The sequence below is a fragment of the Conexibacter sp. CPCC 205762 genome (assembly GCF_030646155.1).
Lineage (GTDB): Bacteria > Actinomycetota > Thermoleophilia > Solirubrobacterales > Solirubrobacteraceae > Conexibacter.
Map to the genome: position 1 here is coordinate 30,162 of NZ_JAUTDN010000041.1, position 22,584 is coordinate 52,745.

25 protein-coding genes are annotated in these 22,584 nt (G+C 72.5%); 12 read left to right on the forward strand and 13 right to left on the reverse strand.

Annotated features, from left to right (window positions below):
* Positions 1-98 precede the first annotated feature (98 nt).
* Complete coding sequence (locus tag Q7L73_RS23625) at positions 99-1,922, forward strand: long-chain fatty acid--CoA ligase (RefSeq protein WP_304694891.1); 1,824 nt, start codon at positions 99-101, stop codon at positions 1,920-1,922.
* Here the strand turns inward: Q7L73_RS23625 and Q7L73_RS23630 are convergent.
* Genes Q7L73_RS23630 through urtA form a run of 10 tightly spaced genes read right to left on the reverse strand, consistent with a single transcriptional unit; the run spans position 1,919 to position 11,427 of the window.
* Positions 1,919-2,878 carry an urease accessory protein UreD gene (locus tag Q7L73_RS23630; RefSeq protein WP_304694893.1) on the reverse strand — a complete coding sequence of 320 codons (960 nt, stop codon included), beginning with the start codon at positions 2,876-2,878 and terminating at the stop codon, positions 1,919-1,921. The genes Q7L73_RS23625 and Q7L73_RS23630 overlap by 4 nt on opposite strands.
* The gene (gene ureG, locus Q7L73_RS23635) at positions 2,844-3,566 is read right to left on the reverse strand and encodes an urease accessory protein UreG (RefSeq protein ID WP_304715681.1); all 723 of its coding nucleotides are present in this window, start codon (positions 3,564-3,566) and stop codon (positions 2,844-2,846) included. Before ureG ends, Q7L73_RS23630 begins: the two co-directional genes overlap by 35 nt.
* Entirely contained in the window at positions 3,556-4,263 is a 708-nt protein-coding gene (locus Q7L73_RS23640) for an urease accessory protein UreF (protein WP_304694897.1), read from the reverse strand. Before Q7L73_RS23640 ends, ureG begins: the two co-directional genes overlap by 11 nt.
* Entirely contained in the window at positions 4,263-5,972 is a 1,710-nt protein-coding gene (locus Q7L73_RS23645) for an urease subunit alpha (protein WP_304694899.1), read from the reverse strand. The genes Q7L73_RS23640 and Q7L73_RS23645 overlap by 1 nt, the downstream gene beginning before the upstream one ends.
* Complete coding sequence (locus Q7L73_RS23650) at positions 5,969-6,580, reverse strand: urease subunit gamma (RefSeq protein ID WP_370552456.1); 612 nt, start codon at positions 6,578-6,580, stop codon at positions 5,969-5,971. The genes Q7L73_RS23645 and Q7L73_RS23650 overlap by 4 nt, the downstream gene beginning before the upstream one ends.
* A complete protein-coding gene (urtE, locus tag Q7L73_RS23655) occupies positions 6,577-7,323 on the reverse strand; it encodes an urea ABC transporter ATP-binding subunit UrtE (RefSeq protein WP_304694901.1) in 747 nt (248 codons plus the stop codon). Before urtE ends, Q7L73_RS23650 begins: the two co-directional genes overlap by 4 nt.
* On the reverse strand, positions 7,320-8,132 hold the full coding sequence (urtD, locus tag Q7L73_RS23660; RefSeq protein ID WP_304694903.1) for an urea ABC transporter ATP-binding protein UrtD: 813 nt from the start codon (positions 8,130-8,132) through the stop codon (positions 7,320-7,322). The genes urtE and urtD overlap by 4 nt, the downstream gene beginning before the upstream one ends.
* The gene (gene urtC / locus Q7L73_RS23665; protein ID WP_370552457.1) at positions 8,129-9,259 is read right to left on the reverse strand and encodes an urea ABC transporter permease subunit UrtC; all 1,131 of its coding nucleotides are present in this window, start codon (positions 9,257-9,259) and stop codon (positions 8,129-8,131) included. Before urtC ends, urtD begins: the two co-directional genes overlap by 4 nt.
* Complete coding sequence (urtB, locus tag Q7L73_RS23670) at positions 9,259-10,152, reverse strand: urea ABC transporter permease subunit UrtB (protein ID WP_304694907.1); 894 nt, start codon at positions 10,150-10,152, stop codon at positions 9,259-9,261. The genes urtC and urtB overlap by 1 nt, the downstream gene beginning before the upstream one ends.
* A gap of 15 nt (positions 10,153-10,167) precedes the next feature.
* The gene (urtA, locus tag Q7L73_RS23675; RefSeq protein ID WP_370552458.1) at positions 10,168-11,427 is read right to left on the reverse strand and encodes an urea ABC transporter substrate-binding protein; all 1,260 of its coding nucleotides are present in this window, start codon (positions 11,425-11,427) and stop codon (positions 10,168-10,170) included.
* A gap of 208 nt (positions 11,428-11,635) precedes the next feature.
* Between urtA and ispG the strand changes: the two genes are divergently transcribed.
* The 10 genes from ispG to Q7L73_RS23725 all read left to right on the forward strand — a co-directional run bounded on the left by ispG (position 11,636) and on the right by Q7L73_RS23725 (position 19,996).
* Entirely contained in the window at positions 11,636-12,937 is a 1,302-nt protein-coding gene (gene ispG, locus Q7L73_RS23680) for a flavodoxin-dependent (E)-4-hydroxy-3-methylbut-2-enyl-diphosphate synthase (protein ID WP_304694911.1), read from the forward strand.
* 67 nt (positions 12,938-13,004) lie between these two features.
* The gene (locus Q7L73_RS23685) at positions 13,005-13,805 is read left to right on the forward strand and encodes an alpha/beta fold hydrolase (protein WP_304694912.1); all 801 of its coding nucleotides are present in this window, start codon (positions 13,005-13,007) and stop codon (positions 13,803-13,805) included.
* A gap of 93 nt (positions 13,806-13,898) precedes the next feature.
* Positions 13,899-14,861 carry a toprim domain-containing protein gene (locus tag Q7L73_RS23690; RefSeq protein WP_304694913.1) on the forward strand — a complete coding sequence of 321 codons (963 nt, stop codon included), beginning with the start codon at positions 13,899-13,901 and terminating at the stop codon, positions 14,859-14,861.
* Between the two features lie 49 nt (positions 14,862-14,910).
* Positions 14,911-16,593 (forward strand): proline--tRNA ligase, encoded by a 1,683-nt coding sequence (locus tag Q7L73_RS23695; RefSeq protein WP_304694914.1) that lies wholly within the window; start codon positions 14,911-14,913, stop codon positions 16,591-16,593.
* Between the two features lie 17 nt (positions 16,594-16,610).
* Positions 16,611-17,258 carry a CDP-alcohol phosphatidyltransferase family protein gene (locus Q7L73_RS23700; RefSeq protein WP_304694916.1) on the forward strand — a complete coding sequence of 216 codons (648 nt, stop codon included), beginning with the start codon at positions 16,611-16,613 and terminating at the stop codon, positions 17,256-17,258.
* Between the two features lie 77 nt (positions 17,259-17,335).
* Positions 17,336-17,590, forward strand: a complete 255-nt coding sequence (locus Q7L73_RS23705; RefSeq protein WP_304694918.1) for a hypothetical protein — start codon at positions 17,336-17,338, stop codon at positions 17,588-17,590.
* A 24-nt stretch (positions 17,591-17,614) separates the two neighbouring features.
* On the forward strand, positions 17,615-18,085 hold the full coding sequence (locus tag Q7L73_RS23710; protein ID WP_304694920.1) for an FHA domain-containing protein: 471 nt from the start codon (positions 17,615-17,617) through the stop codon (positions 18,083-18,085).
* 5 nt (positions 18,086-18,090) lie between these two features.
* A complete protein-coding gene (locus Q7L73_RS23715; RefSeq protein ID WP_304694922.1) occupies positions 18,091-18,948 on the forward strand; it encodes a MerR family transcriptional regulator in 858 nt (285 codons plus the stop codon).
* A gap of 65 nt (positions 18,949-19,013) precedes the next feature.
* Entirely contained in the window at positions 19,014-19,550 is a 537-nt protein-coding gene (locus Q7L73_RS23720; protein ID WP_304694923.1) for an adenine phosphoribosyltransferase, read from the forward strand.
* 2 nt (positions 19,551-19,552) lie between these two features.
* The gene (locus tag Q7L73_RS23725; RefSeq protein ID WP_304694924.1) at positions 19,553-19,996 is read left to right on the forward strand and encodes an SRPBCC domain-containing protein; all 444 of its coding nucleotides are present in this window, start codon (positions 19,553-19,555) and stop codon (positions 19,994-19,996) included.
* Positions 19,997-20,016: 20 nt separating this feature from the next.
* Here the strand turns inward: Q7L73_RS23725 and Q7L73_RS23730 are convergent, their stop codons facing one another.
* Both Q7L73_RS23730 and Q7L73_RS23735 read right to left on the reverse strand, forming a co-directional pair.
* Positions 20,017-20,442, reverse strand: coding sequence for an OsmC family protein (locus tag Q7L73_RS23730; protein ID WP_304694925.1), 426 nt, complete (start codon positions 20,440-20,442; stop codon positions 20,017-20,019).
* Between the two features lie 42 nt (positions 20,443-20,484).
* Complete coding sequence (locus tag Q7L73_RS23735) at positions 20,485-21,627, reverse strand: hypothetical protein (protein WP_304715683.1); 1,143 nt, start codon at positions 21,625-21,627, stop codon at positions 20,485-20,487.
* Between the two features lie 29 nt (positions 21,628-21,656).
* On the opposite strand from Q7L73_RS23735, the gene Q7L73_RS23740 reads away from it, so the two are divergent.
* On the forward strand, positions 21,657-22,061 hold the full coding sequence (locus Q7L73_RS23740; protein ID WP_304696370.1) for a PaaI family thioesterase: 405 nt from the start codon (positions 21,657-21,659) through the stop codon (positions 22,059-22,061).
* Between the two features lie 7 nt (positions 22,062-22,068).
* On the opposite strand, the gene Q7L73_RS23745 is transcribed toward Q7L73_RS23740, so the two are convergent.
* Positions 22,069-22,584: CdaR family transcriptional regulator (locus Q7L73_RS23745; protein WP_304715684.1), on the reverse strand; the 516-nt coding region annotated here is incomplete at its 5' end.

The window sequence follows — 22,584 nt, forward strand, 5'->3', positions numbered from 1 at the left end:
TCATCGCTGATCATTGATCCCGCCCGCGGAGGGGTAAGGCTCCTGTAGCGTCTGCATGGCCCCGGCGGCCGTCGATGTCAGCGGAGGAGGAGCAAGAGATGGAAGGCAGCACGATCGCGGCCTCGACGCCGCAGGCGGTGGACGCGGCCAACCTCGGCGAGGCGCTGCGGCGGACCGCCGCCGCCCACCCGGACCTGACCGCCGTGCGCACGCTCGACGGCTCGCTGGAGCTGACCTGGGCGCAGCTGCGCGCGCGGGTCGACGCGCTCGCCGGCGGACTCGCCCGGCTCGGCGTCGGCCACGGCGACACCGTCGCGCTGATGCTGACCAACCGGCCCGAGTTCCACCTCGCCGACCTCGCCGTCGTCACGCTCGGCGCGGCGCCCTTCTCGATCTACCTGACCAGCTCGCCGGAGCAGATCGAGTACGTCGTCGGCGACGCGCAGGCGCGCGTGGCGATCGTCGAGCACGCCTTCCTCTCGCGCCTGCTGGAGGCGCGCCAGCACCTGCCGGTGCTCAAGCACGTGATCGTGATCGACCCGGAAGAGGGCGAGTCCAACTACGGGCTGCTGACGCTGGAGGAGGTCGAGGGCTCCAACCCCGAGTTCGACGTCGACGCCGCGCTCGCCGCCGTCACGCCCGACGACGTCGCCACGCTGATCTACACCTCCGGCACGACCGGCCCGCCGAAGGGCGTCGAGCTGGCCCACCGCAACATCCTCGGTGCCGTCCGCGCGGTGCAGGAGATCATCAACCTCGATCCGGGCTCGCGCGTGATCTCGTGGCTGCCGGCGGCGCACATCGCCGAGCGCGCCGCGCACCATTACATCCCGGTCGTCTACGCCGCCACGATCACGACCTCGCCCGACCCGAGAGCGATCGTGCAGACGCTGCCGCAGGTGAGACCGAACTGGTTCTTCGCCGTGCCGCGCGTGTGGGAGAAGCTGAAGGCCGGCCTGGAGGCGATGCTGGCGGCGCAGCCGGAGGAGGCGCGCGCGAGAGTCGAGGGCGCGCTGGCGGCCGCGCGGCAGCGGGTCGAGCTGCTGCAGCAGGGCGCCGAGGTGCCGGCGGAGCTGGAGCAGGCGGTCAGAGCGGCCGACGACGCGATCTTCTCCAATCTGCGCACGATGCTCGGCCTCGACGAGGTCGTCACCGTCAACGTCGGCGCGGCGCCGACCCCGCCGGACGTGATCGCGTTCTTCCACGCGCTCGGGATCGAGCTGGCGGAGCTGTGGGGGATGTCGGAGACCTGCGGCGCCGGCACCGTCAACCGGCCGGGCGCGGTGCGGATCGGCACCGTCGGGCCGCCGTCGCCGGGCGTCGAGGCGAGACTGGCGGAGGACGGCGAGCTGCTCGTGCGCGGCGCCTGCGTGATGCGCGGCTACCGCGGCAGACCGGAGAAGACGGCCGAGACGATCGACGCCGACGGCTGGCTCCACACCGGCGACGTCGCCGAGATCGACGCCGACGGCTACGTGCGGATCGTCGACCGCAAGAAGGAGCTGATCATCAACGCCGCCGGCAAGAACATGTCGCCGGCGAACATCGAGGCGACGCTGAAGTCGGCCTCGCCGCTGATCGGCCAGGCGTGCGTGATCGGCGACGGCAAGCCGTTCAACACCGCGCTGATCGTGCTCGACGCCGATTTCGCGCCGGCGTGGGCGAAGCAGCAGGGCGTCGGCGGGGAGGAGCCGTCGCTGGCGGCGCTGGCCGGCGAGGAGCGCGTCGTCGCGGCGGTGCAGGAGGCGGTCGACGTCGCCAACGCGCGCCTGTCGCGGGTCGAGCAGATAAAGCGCTTCACGCTCGTTGAGGGCGACTGGCTGCCCGGCGGCGACGAGCTGACGCCGACGATGAAGCTGAAGCGCCGGCCGATCGGCGACAAGTACGCGGGCGCGATCGACGGGATGTACGTCGGGCACTAGCCGCGCCAGGCGCGCGCGACCGCGAGCGCCGGCCCGTCGGGGTCGGTGCCGCGGGGGTGGAGCGCGCGCCAGACGGTGCCCTCTGCGGCGAGTTGGCTCGCGCCGGGCAGGTCGTCGCCGCGTGCGCCGAGCAGGATGACGGCGTCGAGCGTGGCGGCCCCGCCGGCGACGAGCGGCGAGCGCAGGAGGGCGGGGTCGGCGGTGGTGAGGCGCTCGTGGAGGAGCGGCGCGGTCGTCGCAGATGCGGGCGCGGCTGTCGCGAATGTAGGCGCGGTTGCGGCAGATGCGGGCGCGGCTGACGCGAATGCGGGCGCGGTCGGGGCAGATGCGGGCGCAGTTGCCGCGAATGCGCGGAGGGTCGCGTCGAGGCGGCCCGGCTGTTCGCCGCTGCGGCCGAGCGCGACCGTCTCGCGCAGCAGCAGGCGGGCGGCGGGGGCGAGGGCGATCGTCGTCTCGCGGACGAGGTCGCAGCCGTGGGCGAGCACGAGCGGGCGGCCGAGCCAGGTCAGCCGGGCGCCGGCGCCGAGCGCGATCCGCAGCCGCATCCGCGCCGGCGCGCCGCCGCGCACGTCGTGGGCGATCGTCGCGCCGGTCTCGACCAGCTCCAGCACGGCGCCGTCGCTGACGACGAGGTCGAGCGCGCAGTCGTCGCCGCTGAGCAGCGTCGCGGCCGTCTGCACGAGCGCGACGCGCGCGCCGCCGGCGGCGTCCGGCGGCAGCGGCCGCGGCGCCCACGGGCTCGCCGCTCGCAGCTCGCGCAGCACCGTCGCCGCGCCCGCGCGGACGGCGACGACGCGGGCGGCGGCCTCGAGCGGGAACGCGGCGTCGCGAGGGGCGGTGGCCTCGCGCGGGGGCGGGGTGGACTGGGCGACGACGCGGGCGGCGGCGGGCGCTGGGTCGCCCGCCGCCGCTCGGGGTCGCTCAGTGCGCGTGGGCGTGGTCCACGCCGTGCGCATGAGGGTGGTGGGCGCCGCCGGGAGTGTGGTGCGGGGCGGGCGGGCCGGGGTCCTCGCTGACGAGCGCGCCGGCGCGCCAGGCGCTCTCCTTCCGCAGCACCCAGGCCGCCACGTCGACGATCCCGCCGGAGCCGCGCAGGTCGATCGCGAGCGTCGGGCGGCCGTCGCGGCGGGCGCCGGCGTCGCTGACCATCCGCTCGACGCTCGCGCCGACCAGCGGCGCGAGGTCGACCTTGTTGATCACGAGCAGGTCGGAGCGGGCGACGCCGGGGCCGCCCTTGCGCGGCACGTCGTCGCCGCCGGCGCAGTCGAGCACGAAGATCTGCGTGTCGGCGAGCGCGGGGCTGAACGCGGTCGTGAGGTTGTCGCCGCCGGACTCGACGAAGACGATCGCCAGCGGCCCCTGCGCTGCCTCCAGGTCCTCGACCGCCTGCAGGTTGGCGGAGACGTCGTCGCGGATCGCGGTGTGCGGGCAGCAGCCGGTCTGCACCGCGACGATCCGCTCCGGCGCGAGCACGCCCTGGGCGCGCAGGAACTCGGCGTCCTCGGTCGTGTAGATGTCGTTCGTGACGACGCCGAGCCGCAGCTCGGCACCCAGCGTCGCGCACAGCGCCGCGATCAGCGACGACTTGCCGGTCCCGACCGGGCCGGCGACGCCGATCCGCAGCGCGCGTCTCTCAGCTGACAAAGAGCTTCCCTTCCGATTCGTGGTGCGTGAGTGCGAGCAGGTCGAGCGCCGGGGTCGCGGTCGCCGGCAGGTCGGCGGGCGAGCCGGCGGCGCGCGCGGCGGCCTCGGCGGCGGCGACGGCGAGCGCCTCGATCTCGCCGGCCAGCGAGGCGAGCCAGGCGGTCGTCTCGGCGGCGTCGAGCGGCAGCAGCTTGACCGCCGCCGCGGCCACCCCGGCCGCGTCCTCGTACAGCGACAGCCGCGCCGCCTCGGCCGGCGTCAGCCCGCCGGCCGAGGCCAGCAGCCCGAACGCGACCGGCCGCGGCGTCCAGGCGCTCGCGCCGGCGTAGGCGGCGAGCCGCTCGTCGGCGGGCCACAGCCGCCGCCCGATCCGCAGCAGCCCCCGCCCGAGCGCGCGCAGCGCCAGCCGCTGCGGCTCGCACGGCGTCCGCGCCGCCAGCTCGGCGTCCAGCGCCGCCAGATCCCCGTGAAGTCGCTGGTCCCACAGACCAGCAACTTCACGGGGATCGGAGCACGCCGCCGCTGCGAAGGCCGCATCGACGTACGCCACGGACGCCAGCCGCGCCGAGATGAATGCGCGCACCTCGGCGGTGCGCAGCCCGGCCGCCACCGCGGGCTCCAGCGAGCCGGAATGCGCGTACCCGCCGCTCGGCGTGCGCGCGTCGGCCAGCAGCAGGCTCACCACGGAGGCGCTCATCAGAACATCGCGTAGCGCTGGGTGAGCGGCAGCTCGGTCGCCGGTGCCGGCGTCACCGGCTCGCCGTCGACGGTCACGACGAACGTCTCCGGATCGACCGCGATCGGCGGCAGCGCGTCGTTCTCCGGCATCTGCGCCTTGCCGACGCCGCGCGTGTCCGCGACCGGCGACAGCCGCCGCTGCAGGCCGAGGCGCGCCTCCAGCCCGTCCTCCAGCGCCGCCGGCGCGACGAACGTCAGCGACGAGCCGGCCGCGGCCGCGCCGGACGCGCCGAACATCGGCCGTGCGAAGACCGGCTGCGGCGTCGGGATCGAGGCGTTCGCGTCGCCGATCGGGGCCGAGGCGATCGCGCCCCCCTTGATCACCAGCCGCGGGCGGATCGCGAAGTAGGCCGGGTCCCACAGCACCAGGTCGGCCAGCTTGCCCGGCTCGATCGAGCCCAGCTCGTGGTCGATCCCGTGCGCGACCGCCGGGCAGATCGTGTACTTCGCGACGTAGCGGCGGGCGCGCGCGTTGTCCGCGACGCCGCCGAACCCCGCAGACCCCCAGCGCGCCTTCGCCGCGTGCGCGGTCTGCCACGTCCGCACGATCGTCTCGCCGACGCGGCCCATCGCCTGCGCATCGGAGCCGATGATCGAGATCGCGCCGAGGTCGTGCAGCATGTCCTCGGCGGCGATCGTCGTCGCGCGGATGCGCGACTCGGCGAAGGCGAGATCCTCCGGCACGCGCGGGTTGAGGTGGTGGCAGACGATCAGCATGTCCTGGTGCTCGGCGACCGTGTTGAGCGTGTGCGGGCGGGTCGGGTTGGTCGAGGAGGGGAGGACGTGTGGCTCGGCCGCGATCGCGATGATGTCGGGCGCGTGGCCGCCGCCGGCGCCCTCGGTGTGGAAGCTGTGGATCGTGCGGCCGTCGATCGCCGCCAGCGTCGACTCGAGGAAGCCGGCCTCGTTGAGCGTGTCGGTGTGGATCGCGACCTGGATCCCGAAGCGGTCCGCCGCGCGCAGGCAGGCGTCGATCGCGGCCGGCGTCGAGCCCCAGTCCTCGTGCAGCTTCATCCCGCCGGCGCCGGCCAGCACCTGCTCCTCCAGCGCCGCCGCCGAGACGGTGTTGCCCTTGCCCAGCAGCAGCACGTTGACGGCGACCTCGTCCAGCGCGCGGTGCATCAGCGCGAACGCCGGGGCGGAGGGCGTGCAGGTCGTCGCGCGCGTCCCCTCGCTCGGCCCGGTGCCGCCGCCGATCAGCGTCGTGATCCCGGCCGCGAGCGCCTCGTGCGCGATCGACGGCGCGATGAAGTGGACGTGGCAGTCGACCCCGCCGGCGGTGAGGATGCGGCCCTCGCCGGCGATCACGTCGGTCGACGGGCCGATCCGCAGGGCGGGGTGGACGTCGTCCATCACGTCGGGGTTGCCGGCCTTGCCGAGCGCCGCGATCCGCCCGCCGCGGATGCCGACGTCGGCCTTCACGACGCCCCAGTGGTCGAGCACGAGCACGTTCGTGATGACGGTGTCCGGCGCGCCGTCGGCACGCGTCGTCGTGCCCTGCGCCATCGACTCGCGGATCGTCTTGCCGCCGCCGAAGACGGCCTCGTCGCCGCCGCGGCACCAGTCGTGCTCGGGCGAGATCCAGAGGTCGGTGTCGGCCAGCCGCACGCGGTCGCCGACGGTCGGCCCGTACAGCTGCGCGTAGCGCTCGCGCTCGACCGCGGTCACGCCCGCACCTGCAGTCCCGCGACGTGCCCGGCGCCGCCGAACGCGACCAGCGCGACCGTGCGCGCGACGCCCGGCTCGAACCGCACCGACGTGCCGGCCGGCACGTCGAGGCGGAAGCCCTGCGCCGCCGCGCGGTCGAAGCGCAGCGCGGCGTTGGCGTCGGCGAAGTGGAAGTGCGAGCCGACCTGGATCGGGCGGTCGCCGTCGTTGACCGCCATCAGCGTGCGCCGTTCGCGCCCCGCTGCGAGCTGCACCGGCTCCGTCCCGACGACGACCGCTCCCGGCACGACCGCGGACGGCGGCGCCGCGACCGGCTGATGCAGCGTCACGAGCTTGCGCCCGTCGGGGAAGGTCGCCTCGACCTGGACCTCGTCGAGCAGCTCGGCGACGCCGTCGATCAGCTCCTCCGGCGCGAGCACGGCGCGGCCGTCGCTCATCAGCTGCTCGACGGTCGCGTCGCCGTCGCGGGCGCGCTCGATCACCCAGCAGGAGAGCAGCGCGACCGCCTCCGGCTGGTTGAGCTTGACGCCGCGCGCGCGGCGGTCGCGCGCGACCATCCCGGCGACCGACAGCAGCAGCTTCTCGACGTCTGACGGCGGCAGCTTCATACCGCCAGCAGCCTGCGCACGTGGCCGTCGGCGAGCCCGGCGGTGTCGCCCGCGTCGATCACGCGGCCGCCGTCCATCACCGCGTAGCGCTCGGCCAGCCGCAGCGCGAAGTCGACGTACTGCTCGACCAGCAGGATCGACAGCCCCGCGGTCCGCTTCAGCTGCTCGATCGCGTCCTCGATCTCGAGGATGATGTTCGGCTGGATCCCCTCCGTCGGCTCGTCGAGCAGCAGCAGCCGCGGCTGGGTCACGAGCGCCCGCGCGATCGCGAGCTGCTGCATCTGGCCGCCGCTGAGGAAGCCGGCCGGCCGGTCGAGCAGCGGCTTCAGCCGCGGGAAGAGGTCGAGCGCGTCGTCGATCCCCGACTTCGGCAGGTCGCGCCGCGCCTCCTGGACGACGCGCAGGTTCTCGCGCACCGTCAGCTGCGGGAAGCAGTCGCGCCCCTGCGGCACGAACGCGATCCCGGCCCGCGCGCGGTCGTACGGCTTCAGCTTCGTGACGTCGTCGCCGTCGAAGACGATCCGCCCGCGTCTGGCCTTCAGCAGGCCGACGATCGTCTGCAGCACGGTCGACTTGCCGACGCCGTTGCGGCCCATCAGGCAGCAGAGGCCGTTGCGGGGGACGCCGAGCGAGACGCCGAAGAGGACCGCGGTCGAGCCGTGGCCGCCGTCGACCGCCTCGACGCGCAGCAGGTCGTCGTCGCGCACGCCGGGGGCGGCGGGCGCTGCTGCGGTCGCCGTCATGAGGCCACCTCCGCCGCCGCTCCCGCCCCGCGCGCATCGCGCGGGCGGCCGAGGTAGACCTCGCGCACCGTCTCGTCCTGCTGCACCTCGCTCACCGTCCCCTCGGTCAGGATCCGCCCCTCGTGCATCACCGTCACGCGCGTCGCGAAGCGGCGCACGAAGTCCATGTCGTGCTCGATCACGAGCACGGTCGTGCCCTCGCCGGCGATCCGCGTGATCAGCTCGCCGGTCCGCAGCCGCTCCTCGCCGGTCATGCCGGCGACCGGCTCGTCGAGCAGCAGCAGCCGCGGCCCCTGGCACAGCACCATCGCGACCTCCAGCCATTGCCGCTGGCCGTGCGAGAGCGTGCCGGCCTGCGCGTCGCCGAGCGCGTCGAGCCCGACCGCCTCCAGCGCCGCCGTCACCGCCGGCGTGGCGCCACGCGGCCGCCGCAGCAGCTGGGGGAGGCCGAGCCGGAAGGAGGCGGCGACGTCGACGTTCTCCAGCACCGTCAGCTGCTCGAAGACGGTCGGCGTCTGGAAGGTGCGGCCGACGCCGGCGCGCACAATCTGGTGCTCGCGCCGTTTGACCAGCTCGCCGCCCTCGAAGCGGATCGAGCCGGCCGCAGGCTTGACGAGCCCGGTGATCGCGTCGACGAGCGTGGTCTTGCCGGCGCCGTTGGGGCCGATCAGGAAGCGCACCTCGTTCTGCTCGACGGTCAGGTCGACGCCGTCGACCGCGTGGAAGCCGTCGAAGACGACCTTCAGCCCGCGGATCTCCAGCAGCGCGCCGCCCGCGGCGGGCGACGCGCCGGCGGTGGGAGCGCTCATGCCGCCACCTTCACTCTCTCCGGCGCCGGCGTCTCAGAGCGGCGACGGCTCAGCAGCGACCGCACGCGTCTCTGCAGCTCCTCGGAGACACCCGCCAGGCCCTTCGGCGCGAACGCGATCACGATGATGAAGAGCGCGCCCTGCGCGTACAGCCAGCCGGACGGGAAGCGCTCCGACAGGTCGGTTCTCGCCCAGCCGACGATGATCGCGCCGGCCGCCGCCCATGCCAGCACGGTCCGCCCGCCGAGCGCGACCCAGATCACCATCTCGATCGAGGGCACGATCCCCAGCAGCGCCGGCGACATGATCCCGACGACCGGCACGTACAGCGCGCCCGCGAGCCCCGCCATCCCGGCCGCGCCGGCGTACGCGAGCACCTTCACGCGCGTCGGGTCGTAGCCGAGGAAGCGGACGCGGTCCTCGGCGTCGCGGCAGGCGACCAGCACCTTGCCGTAGCGCGAGCGCACGAGCTGACGCGCGATCAGGAAGACCGCCAGGAAGACGACCGCGACGAACAGGTACAAGAGCCGCTTGTCGTCGGGGTTGGACAGCTGCAGCCCGAAGAACGATCTGAAGTTCGTCAGGCCGTTGGTGCCGCCGGTCAGCCCCTGCTGGCCGATCAGCACGATCACGAACGCGGCCGCCATCGCCTGCGAGAGGATCGCGAAGTAGGCGCCGCGGACGCGCTGGCGGAAGATCAGCGTGCCGAGCACCGCGGCGACGATCATCGGCACCAGCACGCACGCCGCGATCGCGAACGCCGCGCTTCTGAACGGCACCCACAGCCACGGCAGCGACTCGACGCCGCTCCAGGTCATGAAGTCCGGCAGCTGCGGGCCGGAGGGGAGCGCGGCGGCCTCCTCCAGCTTCATGTGCATCCCCATCGCGTAGCCGCCGAGGCCGAAGAACAGCCCCTGGCCGAGCACGAGCATCCCGCCCTGGCCCCAGGCGAGCCCGATGCCGACGGCGATGATCGCGAGGCACAGGTATCTCGCCAGCAGGTTGAGGCGGAAGTCGTTCAGCAGCGCGGGGGCGACCAGCAGCAGCGCCGCCGCGGCCAGCGTGAAGCGGACGAGGAAGGCGCCGCGGCCGGAGCCGGCGGGGAAGAGCTTCGCCATGGTCGCCATCACGCCAGCCCCCGGCGGCGGGTGACGACGAGCCCCTGCGGGCGGAACTGCAGGAAGACGACGATCAGCGCGAAGACGGCCGCCTTCGCCAGCGAGGCGTCGGTCCAGTACTCCAGGTAGGCGTTCGCGAGCCCGAGCGCGATCGCCGCGACGATCGCACCGCGCAGCTGGCCGAGGCCGCCGACGATCACGACGAGGAACGCGTCGATGATGTAGTTGGTGCCGAGCGTCGGGCCGATCGAGCCGAGCAGCGTGACCGCCACCCCGGCGACGCCGGCGAGACCCGAGCCGATGAAGAAGGTGAGGCGGTCGACGTGCGGCGTGCGCACGCCGGAGGCCGCGGCGAGGTCGCGGTTCTGCACGACCGCGCGCATCCGCCGGCCGGCCGGCAGCTTGCTCAGGTAGAACCAGATCGCGAGCAGCGCGACGACGACGAGGCCGATGATGAAGAGCCGCGTGTACGGCATCGAGACGCCCGCGACGGTGATGCCGCCCTCCAGGAAGGAGGGCGCCTTCACCTGCACGTTGGGCGCGCCGAAGATGTCGCGCGCGAGCTGCTGGAGCATCAGCGAGACGCCCCAGGTGACGAGCAGCGTGTCGAGCGGCCGCCCGTGCAGCCGTCTGATCAGGGTGAACTCGAGGATCAGCCCGAGCACGCCGCCGACGAGGAACGCGAGCGGCAGCGACAGCCCGAAGGCCAGCGTCACCGCCCCCGTCCCGAAGACCGACGTCTGCAGCACGTAGGTCGTGTACGCGCCGGCCATCACGAACTCGCCGTGGGCCATGTTGATGACGTTCATCTGACCGAACGTGAACGTCAGCCCGAGCGCGACGAGCAACAGCATCGACGCCACGCTCAGCCCGATGAACAGCTGTGACAGGAACACCTCCACGGCGAGTCCTCCGTCCTAGAGCCCGGAGGCCCAGTCGTAGGTTCTGAGGTACGGGTCGGGCGCGATCGGTCTGCCCGAGCTCCACACCTCTCTGATCTGGCCGTCGGGCTCGATCACGCCGATGCGGGCGGTCTTGTAGAGGTGCTGGTTGACGTCGTCGACTCTGACTCTGCCCTCAGGCGCGTCGAACGTCAGGCCTCTGGCCGCCTCCTTGACCTTCTCGGGGTCGGTCGAGCCGGCCTTCTCGACCGCCTTCGCCCAGATGTGGACCTGCACGTAGCCGGCCTCCATCGGGTCGGAGGTGACGCGGTCGGCGCCGTATCTGTCCTTGAACGCTCTGACGAATCTTCTGTTCTCCGGCGTGTCGGTCGTCTGGTAGTAGTTCCACGCGACCGGGTGGCCGGCGATGTTCTCCGGCCCGATGCCGGCGACCTCCTCCTCCGCGACCGAGACCGACATCACGGGCATGTCTCTCGCGGAGACGCCCGCGCCCTTGAGCTGCTTGAAGAAGGCGACGTTGGAGTCGCCGTTGAGCGTGTTGAAGACGGCGTCCGGTCTCGCCTCCTGCAGCTTGGAGATCAGCGTCCCGTACTCGGTGTGGCCGAGCGGCGTGTACTCCTCGCCGAGGATCTCGACGTCGTTGGCTCTGGCCCAGGCCTTGATCTCCTTGTTCGCCGTGCGCGGGAAGACGTAGTCGGAGCCGACCAGGAAGAGCGATCTCGCGCCCTGCTCCTTCAGGTACTCGAGGCCGGGGATGATCTGCTGGTTGGTGGTCGCGCCCGAGTAGAAGATGTACGGCGACTGCTCGAGGCCCTCGTACTGCACGGGGTAGAAGAGCAGCGCTCTGTTGCTCTCGAAGACCGGCAGCATCGCCTTGCGGCTCGCCGAGGTCCAGCCGCCGAAGGTGGCGGCGACTCTGTCCTCGGAGATCAGCTTCTGCGCCTTCTCGGCGAACGTCGGCCAGTCGGAGGCGCCGTCCTCTATGACGGGCTCGATCTGCTTGCCGAGCACGCCGCCCGATCTGTTGATCTCGTCGATCGCGAGCAGCTCGGAGTCTCTGACGGTCACCTCCGAGATCGCCATCGTGCCCGAGAGCGAGTGGAGGATGCCGACCTTGATCGCGTCGCCGCCGCTGTCGGCGCTCGCACTCGTGCTGGCGCCGGTGTCGGCCGCATCCGATTCGGAGCTGCTGCTGCCGCAGCCGGCGATCGCTGCTGCCGCGAGGATTGCGGCAGCGAGGATCGCCAAGAGCCTGGTCACGCCCAGTCTTGTCATGAAGCCCCTCTGATGGTTGCTGACGTACCTCTCAGCGAACCGGTCCCAGATCCGGCGCGCCGAGGGACCGGATACTCGGGGACGCCACCGTTTCCATCTCCCTCCCGATGTACAGACATCGGCGTTCAGATGAGCGCCAGCTGGCTGAGGTCAGCGCTTCACATCCCGGCGACGGCCTTGCCGCCGGCCGTCTCCTACACTGGTCCGCATGGCTTCGAAGCGGCAGATCCACGTCGGCGGTGTTCCGATCGGCGGCGGCGCACCGGTCGCCGTGCAGACGATGACCAAGACCGAGACGGCGGATCTGCAGGCGACGATGGCCCAGATCCACCGTGTGGCGGAGGCTGGCGCGGACATCGTCCGCTGCGCCGTCCCGCGCGACGACGACGTCGAGGCGCTCAAGACGATCGTCAGAGAGTCGCCGATCCCGATCATCGCCGACATCCACTTCAACTACACGCTCGCGCTGAAGGCGATCGACGCGGGCGCTCACTGCATCCGCCTCAACCCGGGCAACATCGGCGGGCCAGACAAGGTCGCGCTGGTGGCCGCGAAGGCGAGAGCGGCCGGCGTGCCGATCCGCATCGGCGTCAACTCCGGCTCGCTGCCCAGACACCTGCACGCGCTCGAGCGCGAGAACAGCGTCGAGGCGCTCGTGACCGCCGCGACCGAGTTCGTCGGGCTGATGGAGTCGCTGGAGTTCGAGGACTTCAAGGTCTCGATCAAGTCGACCAACGTGCCGAACACGATCGCCTCCAACCGCCTGCTGTCGCAGCGGATCCCGTACCCGCTGCACCTCGGCATCACCGAGGCCGGCACGAAGTGGTCGGGCTCGCTGAAGTCGTCGGTCGGCCTCGGCACGCTGCTCGCCGACGGCATCGGCGACACGATCCGCATCTCGCTCTCGACCTTCCACGCCGAGGAGGAGGTCAAGGTCGCCTGGGAGATCCTCAAGGCGCTGCAACTGCGCGAGCGCGGCCCGGTGCTGATCGCCTGCCCGACCTGCGGCCGCCTGCAGTTCGACATGGACACCGTCGTCGCCGACATCGAGAAGCGGCTGGAGCAGTACGAGGACCCGATCGAGGTCGCCGTGCTCGGCTGCGCCGTCAACGGCATCGGCGAGGCCTCGCACGCCGACTTCGGCATCACCGGCGCCAAGAACGAGGGCCTGATCTTCTCGCGCGGCAGAGCGCTGCGGAAGGTGCCGCAGGAGCAGCTCGTCGACACGCTCTTCGCCGAGATCGACAAGTACGTCTCGGGCGGCAAGCAGGTCGACGTCGACGCGCGCGAGGCCGCCGAGGGCGCGGCCTGGCTGCAGGCGATCGAGGACGAGAACGCCGGCGAGATGACCCCGGAGCGCCTCGCCGCGCTGGAGAAGGCCGCCAGCGACGCCGTCGAGGGCAACGACCTCGACGAGATGTCGGGCAGACTGCTCGACGTCGTCGCCGCGAAGGCGCGCCTGGACGAAGAGGCGTCGCCCACCGCGGGCCGCCGCTTCACGCGCTCCTGACGCCGGCCCGGCTGGCTAGCCAGCCAAACTGGCGCGCGGGCGAGGCGGGCGCGGTAGGGTCGCGCGCATGCTCGTCCATGACCGCCGCGGCGACGGGCCGCCGCTCGTCCTGATCCACGGGATCGGCGCCCGCCGCGGCGCCTGGGATCCCGTCGTGCAGCGGCTGACCGACCGCGAGACGTTCGCCGTCGACACCCCCGGCTTCGGCGACGCGCCGCCGCTGCCGCCCGGCAGCGAGGCGACGATGGAGACATACGTCGGCCTCTTCGAGCAGTTCTTCGCCGACCTCGGGCTCGAGCGCCCGCACGTCGCCGGCAACTCGATGGGCGGCGGGATCGCGCTGGAGCTGGCCCGCCGCGGCTCGGTCGCGAGCGCGACCGCGCTGTCGCCGATCGGCTTCTGGAACGGCCCCGAGTCGACCTACGGGCAGATCTCGCTGAAGGCTGTCCGGACGCTCTCGACGCGTGCCGGCGGGCTGCTGAAGCAGGGCGTCTCCAGCCCGCTCGGCCGCCAGCTGCTGCTCGCGCAGATGTACGGCCATCCGGCCAAGCTCGACGCGGCCGCCGCGCGGCTCGACGTCGACAAGCTGGCGGGCGCGAGCGGCTGGGACGCGACGCTGCCGCTGCTCGGCGCCTACCGCTTCGCGCACGGGGAGGAGCTGGACGGCGTGCCGGTCACCGTCGGCTGGGGGACGCGCGACCGGCTGCTGCTCTACCGCACGCAGTCCGCGCGCGCGAAGGCGGCGCTGCCGCACGCGCGCCACGTGCCGCTGCCCGGCTGCGGCCACCTGCCGATGTGGGACGACCCGGAGGGGGTCGCGGCGCTCCTGCGCACCGCGACCGCAACGTCGCAGGCTCCGCTGGGTTAGCAGCTACAGTCCACCGACCCCCGTAGCCCGCCTCTCGCGCCGCAGACCAGACGGCGCCCTGGGGTGGCGTTCCCCCTGAAAGGACACACCGACGTGAAGCCCCGTCGTACGCTGGCCGCCGTCGTGGCCGGCCTGTTCACCGCGCTTGCGCTGATGCTCGCGCCGGCGACCTCCAGCGCGTTGGTCGTGGGCATGGGCGACCAGAACCCCGAGCTGTTCACGGAGCCGCACTTCCAGAAGCTCGGCTCCGAGCGCGCGCGTGTGATCGTCGCCTACGACGTGGCGCTGCACAAGAAGGACAAGGCCGGCCTGCAGGCGTGGATCGACGCGGCCGAGGCGGCCGACCAGGAGATCGTCGTCGCCTTCAACCCGCCGGCGGGGATGCTGTGCCCGAACCTGAACGGCAAGAAGGGCTGCAGGCCGGTCAGCTCGGCGCAGTACGCGAAGGCCTTCAAGGCGTTCCGCAAGGCGTGGCCGCAGGTCCGCATCATCCAGCCCTGGAACGAGGTCAACAACCTCACCCAGCCGACCGTCTACAGACCGGACGCGGTCGCCGTCTACTACGACGTCGTGCGCAGAAACTGCCGCGGCTGCACGATCCTCGGCGCGGACATCCAGGACCTGCCGAACATGGTCACGTACACGAGATCGCTGCTGACCGAGTTCAGAAAGCGCAAGATCCCGACGCCGCGCGTCTGGGGCTTCCACAACTACACGGACGCCAACCGCTTCGTGAAGGACGCCAACTCCAGCCTGCGCAAGCTGCTGAAGCTCGTCCCCGGCAAGGTCTGGCTGACCGAGACCGGCGGCCTCTACCGCTTCCAGCCGCAGAACTCGCGTCAGACCTTCCGCCCCGACCTCGTGCGCCAGAAGAGAGCGATGGACGTCGTGCTGAAGACGGCGATCAAGTACCGCAGCCGGATCGACCGCGTCTACCTGTACCACTGGTTCGGCGCCTGGGAGGGCAACCGCTGGGACTCGGGCGTGCTCGACATGACGCGCCAGCCGCGGCCCGTCTACGACGTGCTGCTGAAGTACAAGAAGTACTTCAACTAGCGCGCGCCACGGTTCGCGCGGGCGGGGCGGCCGGTAGGCTTCCCCGCCCATGACCCGTCTCAGCTCCTACCTCCTCCCGACCGAGAAGCAGGCCCCGGCCGACGCCGAGGCGATCTCGCACAAGCTGATGGTCCGCGCGGGGCTGATCCGTCAGCTCGGCGCCGGGCTCTGGACCTACCTGCCGGCGGGTTGGAAGATCCACCGCAAGGTCGAGCAGATCATCCGCGAGGAGATGGACGCGATCGGCGGCCAGGAGCTGCTGATGCCGCTGCTGAACCCGGCCGAGCCGTGGCGCCGCACCGGCCGCATCGAGATCGACGAGATCTTCAAGCTGGAGGACCGCAAGGGCACCGAGATGGTGCTCGCGATGACGCACGAGGAGATCGTCACGACGCACGTGGCGCAGGTCGTGCGCTCCTACCGCGACCTGCCGCAGATCCTCTACCAGATCCAGGTCAAGGAGCGGGACGAGCCGCGCCCGCGCGCCGGCGTGCTGCGCACGCGCGAGTTCCGCATGAAGGACGCCTACTCGTTCGACCGCGACGAGGCCGGGCTGGACGAGTCCTACGCGAAGCACATCGTCGCCTACGACCGCATCTTCGACCGCTCCGGCGTCGAGTGGTACCGCGTCCAGTCGGACGTCGGCATGATGGGCGGCACCGACGCGCACGAGTACATGGCGCCGTGCGCCGCCGGCGAGGACGAGGTCGCGCTCGCGCCCGGCTACGCCGCCAACCTCGAGGTCGCCAGCGCGGACGCGCAGGCGGTCGAGCTGCCGGCGCCGCTGCCGCAGCCGGTCGAGGAGCACACCCCCGGCTGCACGACCGTCGAGGATGTCTCGCGCCGCCTCGGCGTCGCGCCCGGCGCGGTCCTGAAGGCCTTCCCGGTGATCGCCGAGGGCCGCGGGCTCGTGCTCGTGCTCGTGCGCGGCGACCACCGCGTCAACGAGGTCAAGCTGCGCAACGTGCTGAGAGCGAACGTGCGCCCGGCGACCGCGGACGAGTTCGCGACGAAGATCGGCCCCGCCGGCTTCATCGGCCCGGTCGGCGCCAACGCCCCGATCCTGCTCGACGAGGCGGTCGGCGACGGCGGCTACGTGACCGGCGCCAACCGCGCCGACTTCCACCTGCGCGGCGTCGAGCCGGGCCGCGACTTCCCGTTCGAGCGCGCCGACGTCCGCTTCGTCGAGCCCGGCGACAGCGTCGGCGGCCAGCCGCTGCGGATCGAGAGCGCGATCGAGATCGGCAACATCTTCAAGCTCGGCACCAGATACTCGGAGGCGCTCGGCGCCCACTACCTGGACGAGTCCGGCAGACAGCGGGCGATCGTGATGGGCTGCTACGGCATCGGCCCGGCGCGGATCGTCGCCGCCGCCGTCGAGCAGCACCACGACGAGGCCGGCATCGCCTGGCCGCGCGCGATCGCGCCGTTCGACGTCGAGCTGGTCGTGATCGCGAGAGGGGAGACGGAGGAGCGCACGTTCGCCGACCGCCTCTACGAGGAGCTGCGCGAGCAGGGCCTCGACGTGCTCTACGACGACCGCGACGCCGGTCCGGGCGAGAAGTTCGCCGACGCCGAGCTGCTCGGCGCGCCGTTGCGCGTGACCGTCGGCAAGCGCACGCTCGCCGGCGGCGAGCTGGAGATCCAGCTGCGCCGCGGCCGCGAGAGACGCAGCCTCCCGCTCGACGGCGCGGCCGTCGCGGTGGCGGAGCTGTGGAGAACCCTCCCCTAGAGGCTGAGGGTTCGGGCGTGGCCGAGCCGAGGCGGCAGAGACTGACGTTCAAGCGGCTGTCGGGGCTCGACCGCTCCGGCCCGCCGCAGCCTGCCACGGTCGCCGGCGCGCCGCTGAACCCGTGGACGATCCCGAACGCGATCGGCTTCTTCCGGATCGCGCTGATCCCGGTCTTCCTCGTCGTCGCGCTGTCGAGCGGCGACGGGGTCGGCTTCTGGCCGGCGTTCCTGTTCGCGGTGATCGGCTGGGGCGACTACGCCGACGGGATCGCCGCCCGCGTCACGCGCCAGTACTCGCGCCTCGGCGCGCTGATGGACCCGGTCACCGACCGCCTGCTGGTGATCTCGGGCGTGATCGTGACGTGGCACTTCGAGCTGCTGCCGCACTGGGCGATCGCAGTCCTCGTCGTGCGCGAGGTCGCGATGCTGATCATCGCCCAGTGGGGGCTGCGCCACGGCGTCGACCTGGCGATCAACTGGCCCGGCCGGCTGGCCGTCGCGCCGGTCATGGGCGGCCTCTTCTTCCCGATGTGCGGCCTCCAGACGCTCGGCGAGGTGTGCCTCTACCTCGGGTTGATCCTCGCCCTCACGGCGACCGCGCTCTACCTCCGCAGCGGCATGGCGCAGCTGCGCGCGCGCAAGACCGCTGTCAGACCCTCAAGCTGAGCTTGAGGCAATAGGCGCGCACCGTCTATACTGCGCCGTCTCGCACCCGCGTGCCTTGGATCGGAGCAACCTCAGTGATGGACACCTTCCCGGACCTCGGCTCCCTGACGGATCAGGAGCTGAAGGATCTCATCCAGCAGATGACCGAGGAGGAGATCGAGGTCTCCTACAAGCGTCGCATCCTGCATGGCAAGATCGACATCCTCCGGGCCGAGCTGGTCAACCGTCTGCGCAAGAGACACGACTCGGGCGAGGACGTGATCTCCGGCGCCGACGTCGAGAAGCTGACCGACATCCTGTCCGGTCGCGCGTCTGGCCAAGAGGAAAGCTGACGACGGTCGGCGAAGGAGAGGCCCGTGGCGCTCCACTGCCCTGAATGCGGCTTCGCCAACGCGGTCGGAGCCAACTACTGCCAGCGCTGCGGCGCCTTCCTGGCGACCTCCGAGCAGACCGGCGGCTCTGACCAGACCGCGACGTACCGGATCGGCGAGACCGGCGAGATCGAGCCGATCGAGCTGGAGGACGTCGTCGCGCGCGGCGCCGCGCTCGTGATCCGCTCCGGCGGCGGCCGCACCGGCGAGTCGTTCGTCGTCGACGGCGAGAAGCTGACGATCGGCCGCCGGCCCGACAGCGACATCTTCCTCGACGACGTGACCGTCTCGCGCGATCACGCGCTGCTGGTGCGGCGCGGCCGCGAGTGGTACCTCGACGACTGCGGCTCGCTCAACGGCACCTACGTCAACCGCGAGCGGATCGAGTCGCATCGTCTGGAGGACGGCGACGAATTGCAGGTGGGCAAGTACAAGCTGGCGTATCTGTCCCGGTGAGCATCATGGCCTCTCAGATTCCCGACTCCGCCCTCACGCCCGACGCGACCCCCGCGGAGTCGCCCGCGGCGGTCGCGCCCGCGGCGTCGACGGAGCCCGCTGCCGCGCCGCCGCTGACGCCGCCGACGGCCGCGCCGAGACCGGCGCGCCAGAAGTCGCTGACGATCGGCGCCGTCTGCAAGGCGCTGAAGCAGGAGTTCCCCGACATCTCGATCTCCAAGATCCGCTACCTGGAGGATCAGAAGCTGCTGACGCCGCGCCGCACGCAGGGCGGCTACCGCGTCTACAGCCAGAACGACCTGCAGCGGCTGCGGACGATCCTGCGGCTGCAGCGCGACGAGTTCCTGCCGCTGAGAGTGATCCGCCAGGAGCTGGCCGGCGGCCGCGCCGAGCGTGACGCGCAGCAGCCCGGCGGCAGCAGCGCCGGCGGCGCCAGAGCGGACGTCGGCAGCCTGCGGCGGCCGGCCGTGCAGGTCAGAGGCCCCGGCGCCGCCTACTCGCTCGACGAGGTCGTCGAGGAGACCGGCGCCGAGCCGAGACTGGTCTACGAGCTGGAGGAGTTCGGCGTCATCCGCGCCGAGCAGCGCGCCGGCCAGCGCTTCTACGACGAGACCGATCGCGAGATCGTGCGCGCCGTCACCGAGCTGGCGAGATACGGCGTCGCCGGCCGCAACCTGCGCGTCTTCCGCACCTCGGCCGACCGCGAGTCGGCGCTGCTGCAGCAGATCCTCGCCCCGGCGCTGCGCTCGCGCAACCCGGAGCGGCGCAGAGAGGCGGTCGAGACGCTGGAGAACCTCGCCGCGGTCGCGACCTACCTCAAGCACCTGCTGCTGATCCGCGACCTGCGCAGAATCAGCGGATGACGCCAGATCCTGCGGCCTGAGGCCTTGGATTCGGCCGGAAGAGCTCGCCGGAAGCTCCTTCCTCCATGACGACCGCTGATCTGCGCGCGCACATCCGCGACATCCCCGACTATCCGAAGCCGGGGATCGTCTTCCGCGACATCACGCCGCTGCTGCTCGACCCGCTCGCGCTCGACGCGGCCGTCGCGCGCCTGGCCGCCTTCGGCGCCGCGCGCGACGTCGACCTCGTCGTCGCCGCGGAGGCGCGCGGCTTCATCCTCGGCGGCGCGATCGCACGGGCGCTCGGGGCCGGCTTCGTGCCCGCGCGCAAGCCCGGCAAGCTGCCGGCGAGGACGGTCAGCGCCGAGTACATCCTCGAATACGGCGTCGACGCGCTGGAGATGCACGCCGACGCGCTCGCGCACGGCGCCAACGTGCTCGTGCACGACGACCTGCTCGCGACCGGCGGCACCGCCCGCGCGCTCTGCGACCTCGTCGAGCAGCTCGGCGGCCACGTCGCGGGCTGCGCCTTCCTCGCCGAGCTGAGCTTCCTCGGCGGGCGCGAGCGGCTGGCGCCGTTCGACGTGCTGACGCTCGTCGACTACGCGAGCGAGGCCGCGTAGCGATGCCGACGACGCGCATGCAGCGGACGCTGCCGGCGCCGCCGGCCGACGTCTGGCGGATCCTCAACGACCCGTATCACCAGGAGCGCTGGTGGCCGCGCGTGCGGCGCGTCGAGGACGTCGACCTCGACCGCTTCACGCAGGTGCTGGCGACGCAGAGAGGCAAGGGCGTGCGCGCGGACTTCGCGATCCTCGCGCGCGAGGAGGAGGAGCTGCTGCAGTGGGAGCAGCTGCTGGAGGGCTCGCCGTTCGAGCGGCTGCTGGAGGAGGCGGTGACGACCTTCACGCTCGCGCCGGCCGACGACGGCACCGTCGTCGCGGTCGAGCTGCAGCAGCGCACGCTCGGCTGGTCGCGGCTGGCGCCGTGGCTCTACAAGCGCGCCGCCAGACGGCAGCTCGGCGAGGCGCTGGACGCGCTCGCCGAGCTGGTCACGCCGCCGCGGTAGCGGCGGCTGCGGGGCTCGCGCTAGGAGGCGAGCGACGCGTCGAGCGTGATCTCAGGCACGCCGGCGAGCGCGCGGCTGACCGGGCAGCCTCTCTTGGCGCCCTCGGCCGCTTCCTTGAAGCCGGCCTCGTCGAGGCCCGGCACGACGCCGACGACGGTCAGCTCGATCTTCGTGATCGTCGGCGCGCCGTCGACCGGGCGCAGCGTCACGACCGCGCTCGTCTGGACCGAGTCGACCGGCGTGCCGGCCGTCGCGAGCGCGTTCGACAGCGCCATCGAGAAGCAGGAGGCGTGGGCGGCCGCGATCAGCTGCTCGGGGTTCGCGCCCGGACCGTCCTCGAAGCGCGACTTGAACGAGTAGTCGCCGCTGATGCCGTCACCGGCGGTGAAGGTGCCGGCACCGGCTCTGAGGTCGCCCTTCCACTCTGCGGTTCCTCTTGCGGGCATGTCCTGCTCCTTGGATTCGAAAGGGGGTCGGCGGGGCGAACCCTACCCCGTTCTGTTCACTCTGATCGTGCCCTCGAGCACGATCTCTCTCGGCGTCGAGGCCGTTCTGCCGGCGCTGATCGACTCGCGCGAGAGCACGACCTTGGCGAATCTGCCGGTGTTGGCCGGCAGCGGGGCGCTGACGCTCGTCTTGCCGGTCGCCGGCACCTGCCCGGGGAAGTAGCCGAGGAACTTGGCGCTGCCGTCGGTCGCCTGCAGCCACAGCGCGTAGACGTCGTCCTGACCGTTGACGGGCATGTCCTGCACCTGCACGGCGACGGTCGGTCTGCCGTCTCTGATCGCGAGGAAGGCGATCCCGAGCGGTCTGTCGCCGCCGGCGGGCGGCGTCAGGTTGACCTGCTGCAGGACGACGGTGTCCTGCGCGCTCGCTCCTCTGCCGGCGGTCGTTCTCGTCGCGGCCGCCGGGGCCGAGGGCGTGGTCGACATCGTCGAGGTGTCGTCGCCGCCGCCGTCGCGGTTGATCACGACGATCAGCGCGACGACGACGAGCGCCGCGATCCCCGCGATCAGGAGCGCGCCGCCGAGCTTGGAGGAGCGGCGCGGCGCGCGCTCGTCGTTCCAGCCGAAGGAGTCGAGCGCGCCCGTCTCGGCGGCCGGCTCGTGGTCGGCGTCGGCGTCGTGCGGCGCGTCGTGGGCGTCGTCGGCGGGCGGCTCGTCGCCGGCGAGCGGCTCGGCGTCGGGCTCGGCGGGCGCCGCGTCGGCGGGCGGCGCGTCGGCGGGCGCCGCGGCCGGCTCGACCGGCGCGAAGGCCGCGGTCGCGCCGTTGCCGTCGGCACCGGGCAGCACGGGCAGCTCCGTCGCCGCGTAGGGCGCGAGCAGCTCGCGCAGCTGGCGCGCGAAGCGGCGGGCGGCGCGCGAGTCCTCGAGGTGCTGCAGCGTCACCGCGCTCTGCGCGTCGTCCTGCTGCCCCAGCAGCCAGTCGCTGATCTGACCGCGCCGCTCGAGCGAGAGCGCGCTGCCGGCGCCGGGGCCGACGAGCGTCTCCAGACCGGAGTGGGCTCGGTAGCGCACGGCCGCCTCGTCGATTCTCAGCAGACCAGAGAGATCGGCGTAGCCGCGGCCCTGCTTGAGGATCAGCTGGAGGACGGCGCGCTGGTCGGGGGGAAGCTCCTCGATGCCGCTCATTCCGCCCAAGCCTACTATCGTCCCGCCGCGTGAGTCTCAGACCGCTGCCCCTTCCCGATCGCGGCCTCGACAGCCTCTTCGGCTACTCGGAGCTGCTCCACGGCGACGGCGAGATGCGCGCGCGCATACCCGTCAGACCGGACCTGCTGCAGCCCTTCGGCCTCGTCCACGGCGGCCTCTACGCGGCGGTCGCGGAGACGCTCGCGTCGATCGGCACCTACATGGGCGTGCACGAGCGCGGCATGCAGGCGATGGGCCTGTCGAACAGCACCAGCTTCCTGCGCCCGATCCTGCACGGCCACGTCAACGCGCACGCGAGAGTCTTCCACCGCGGCGCGAGCACCTGGCTGTGGGACGTCGAGATCCGCGACGACGACGACAAGCTGTGCGCGGTCACGCGGATGACGATCGCCGTCCGCCCGCCGCGCTCGTAGCGCGCCGCTACACGTAGCGGCGCGCCTCGACGGCGAGGTGGAGCGTCAGCAGCTCGGTCGCGTCGGACAGGTCGACGCCGAGCAAGCGCTCGATCCGCTCGATCCGGTGGTAGAGCGCCTGGCGGTTGAGGTGCAGCGCGCGGGCGGTCTCGGCCTTGCGGCCGGCGTTGGCGCAGAGCGCCTCCAGCGTCGGCAGCAGCGCGTGTCTGCGTCTGCGGTCGTGCTCGATCAGCGGGCCGAGCCGGCGCGTCACGAGCGCCGCCAGCTCGCGGTCGTCGCGCCAGTGCCACAGCAGCCGCTGGAGCTCCAGCGCGCGCGCGTCGTGCCAGGGGGCGGCGGGGAGCGGCGCGGCGCTGGCGGCGCCGTCGGCGGCCAGCCGCAGCTCGGGGCCGGCCTCCTCCCAGCCGGCCGCGCGGCCGACCGCGACCGCCAGCTCGGCCTCGCCGAGCCGCCGCGCGACCGCCGTCCGCAGCGCCTGCGCGACGCGCGTCGCGACCCGCTCGCGTTCGGCCGCGGCGCCCGT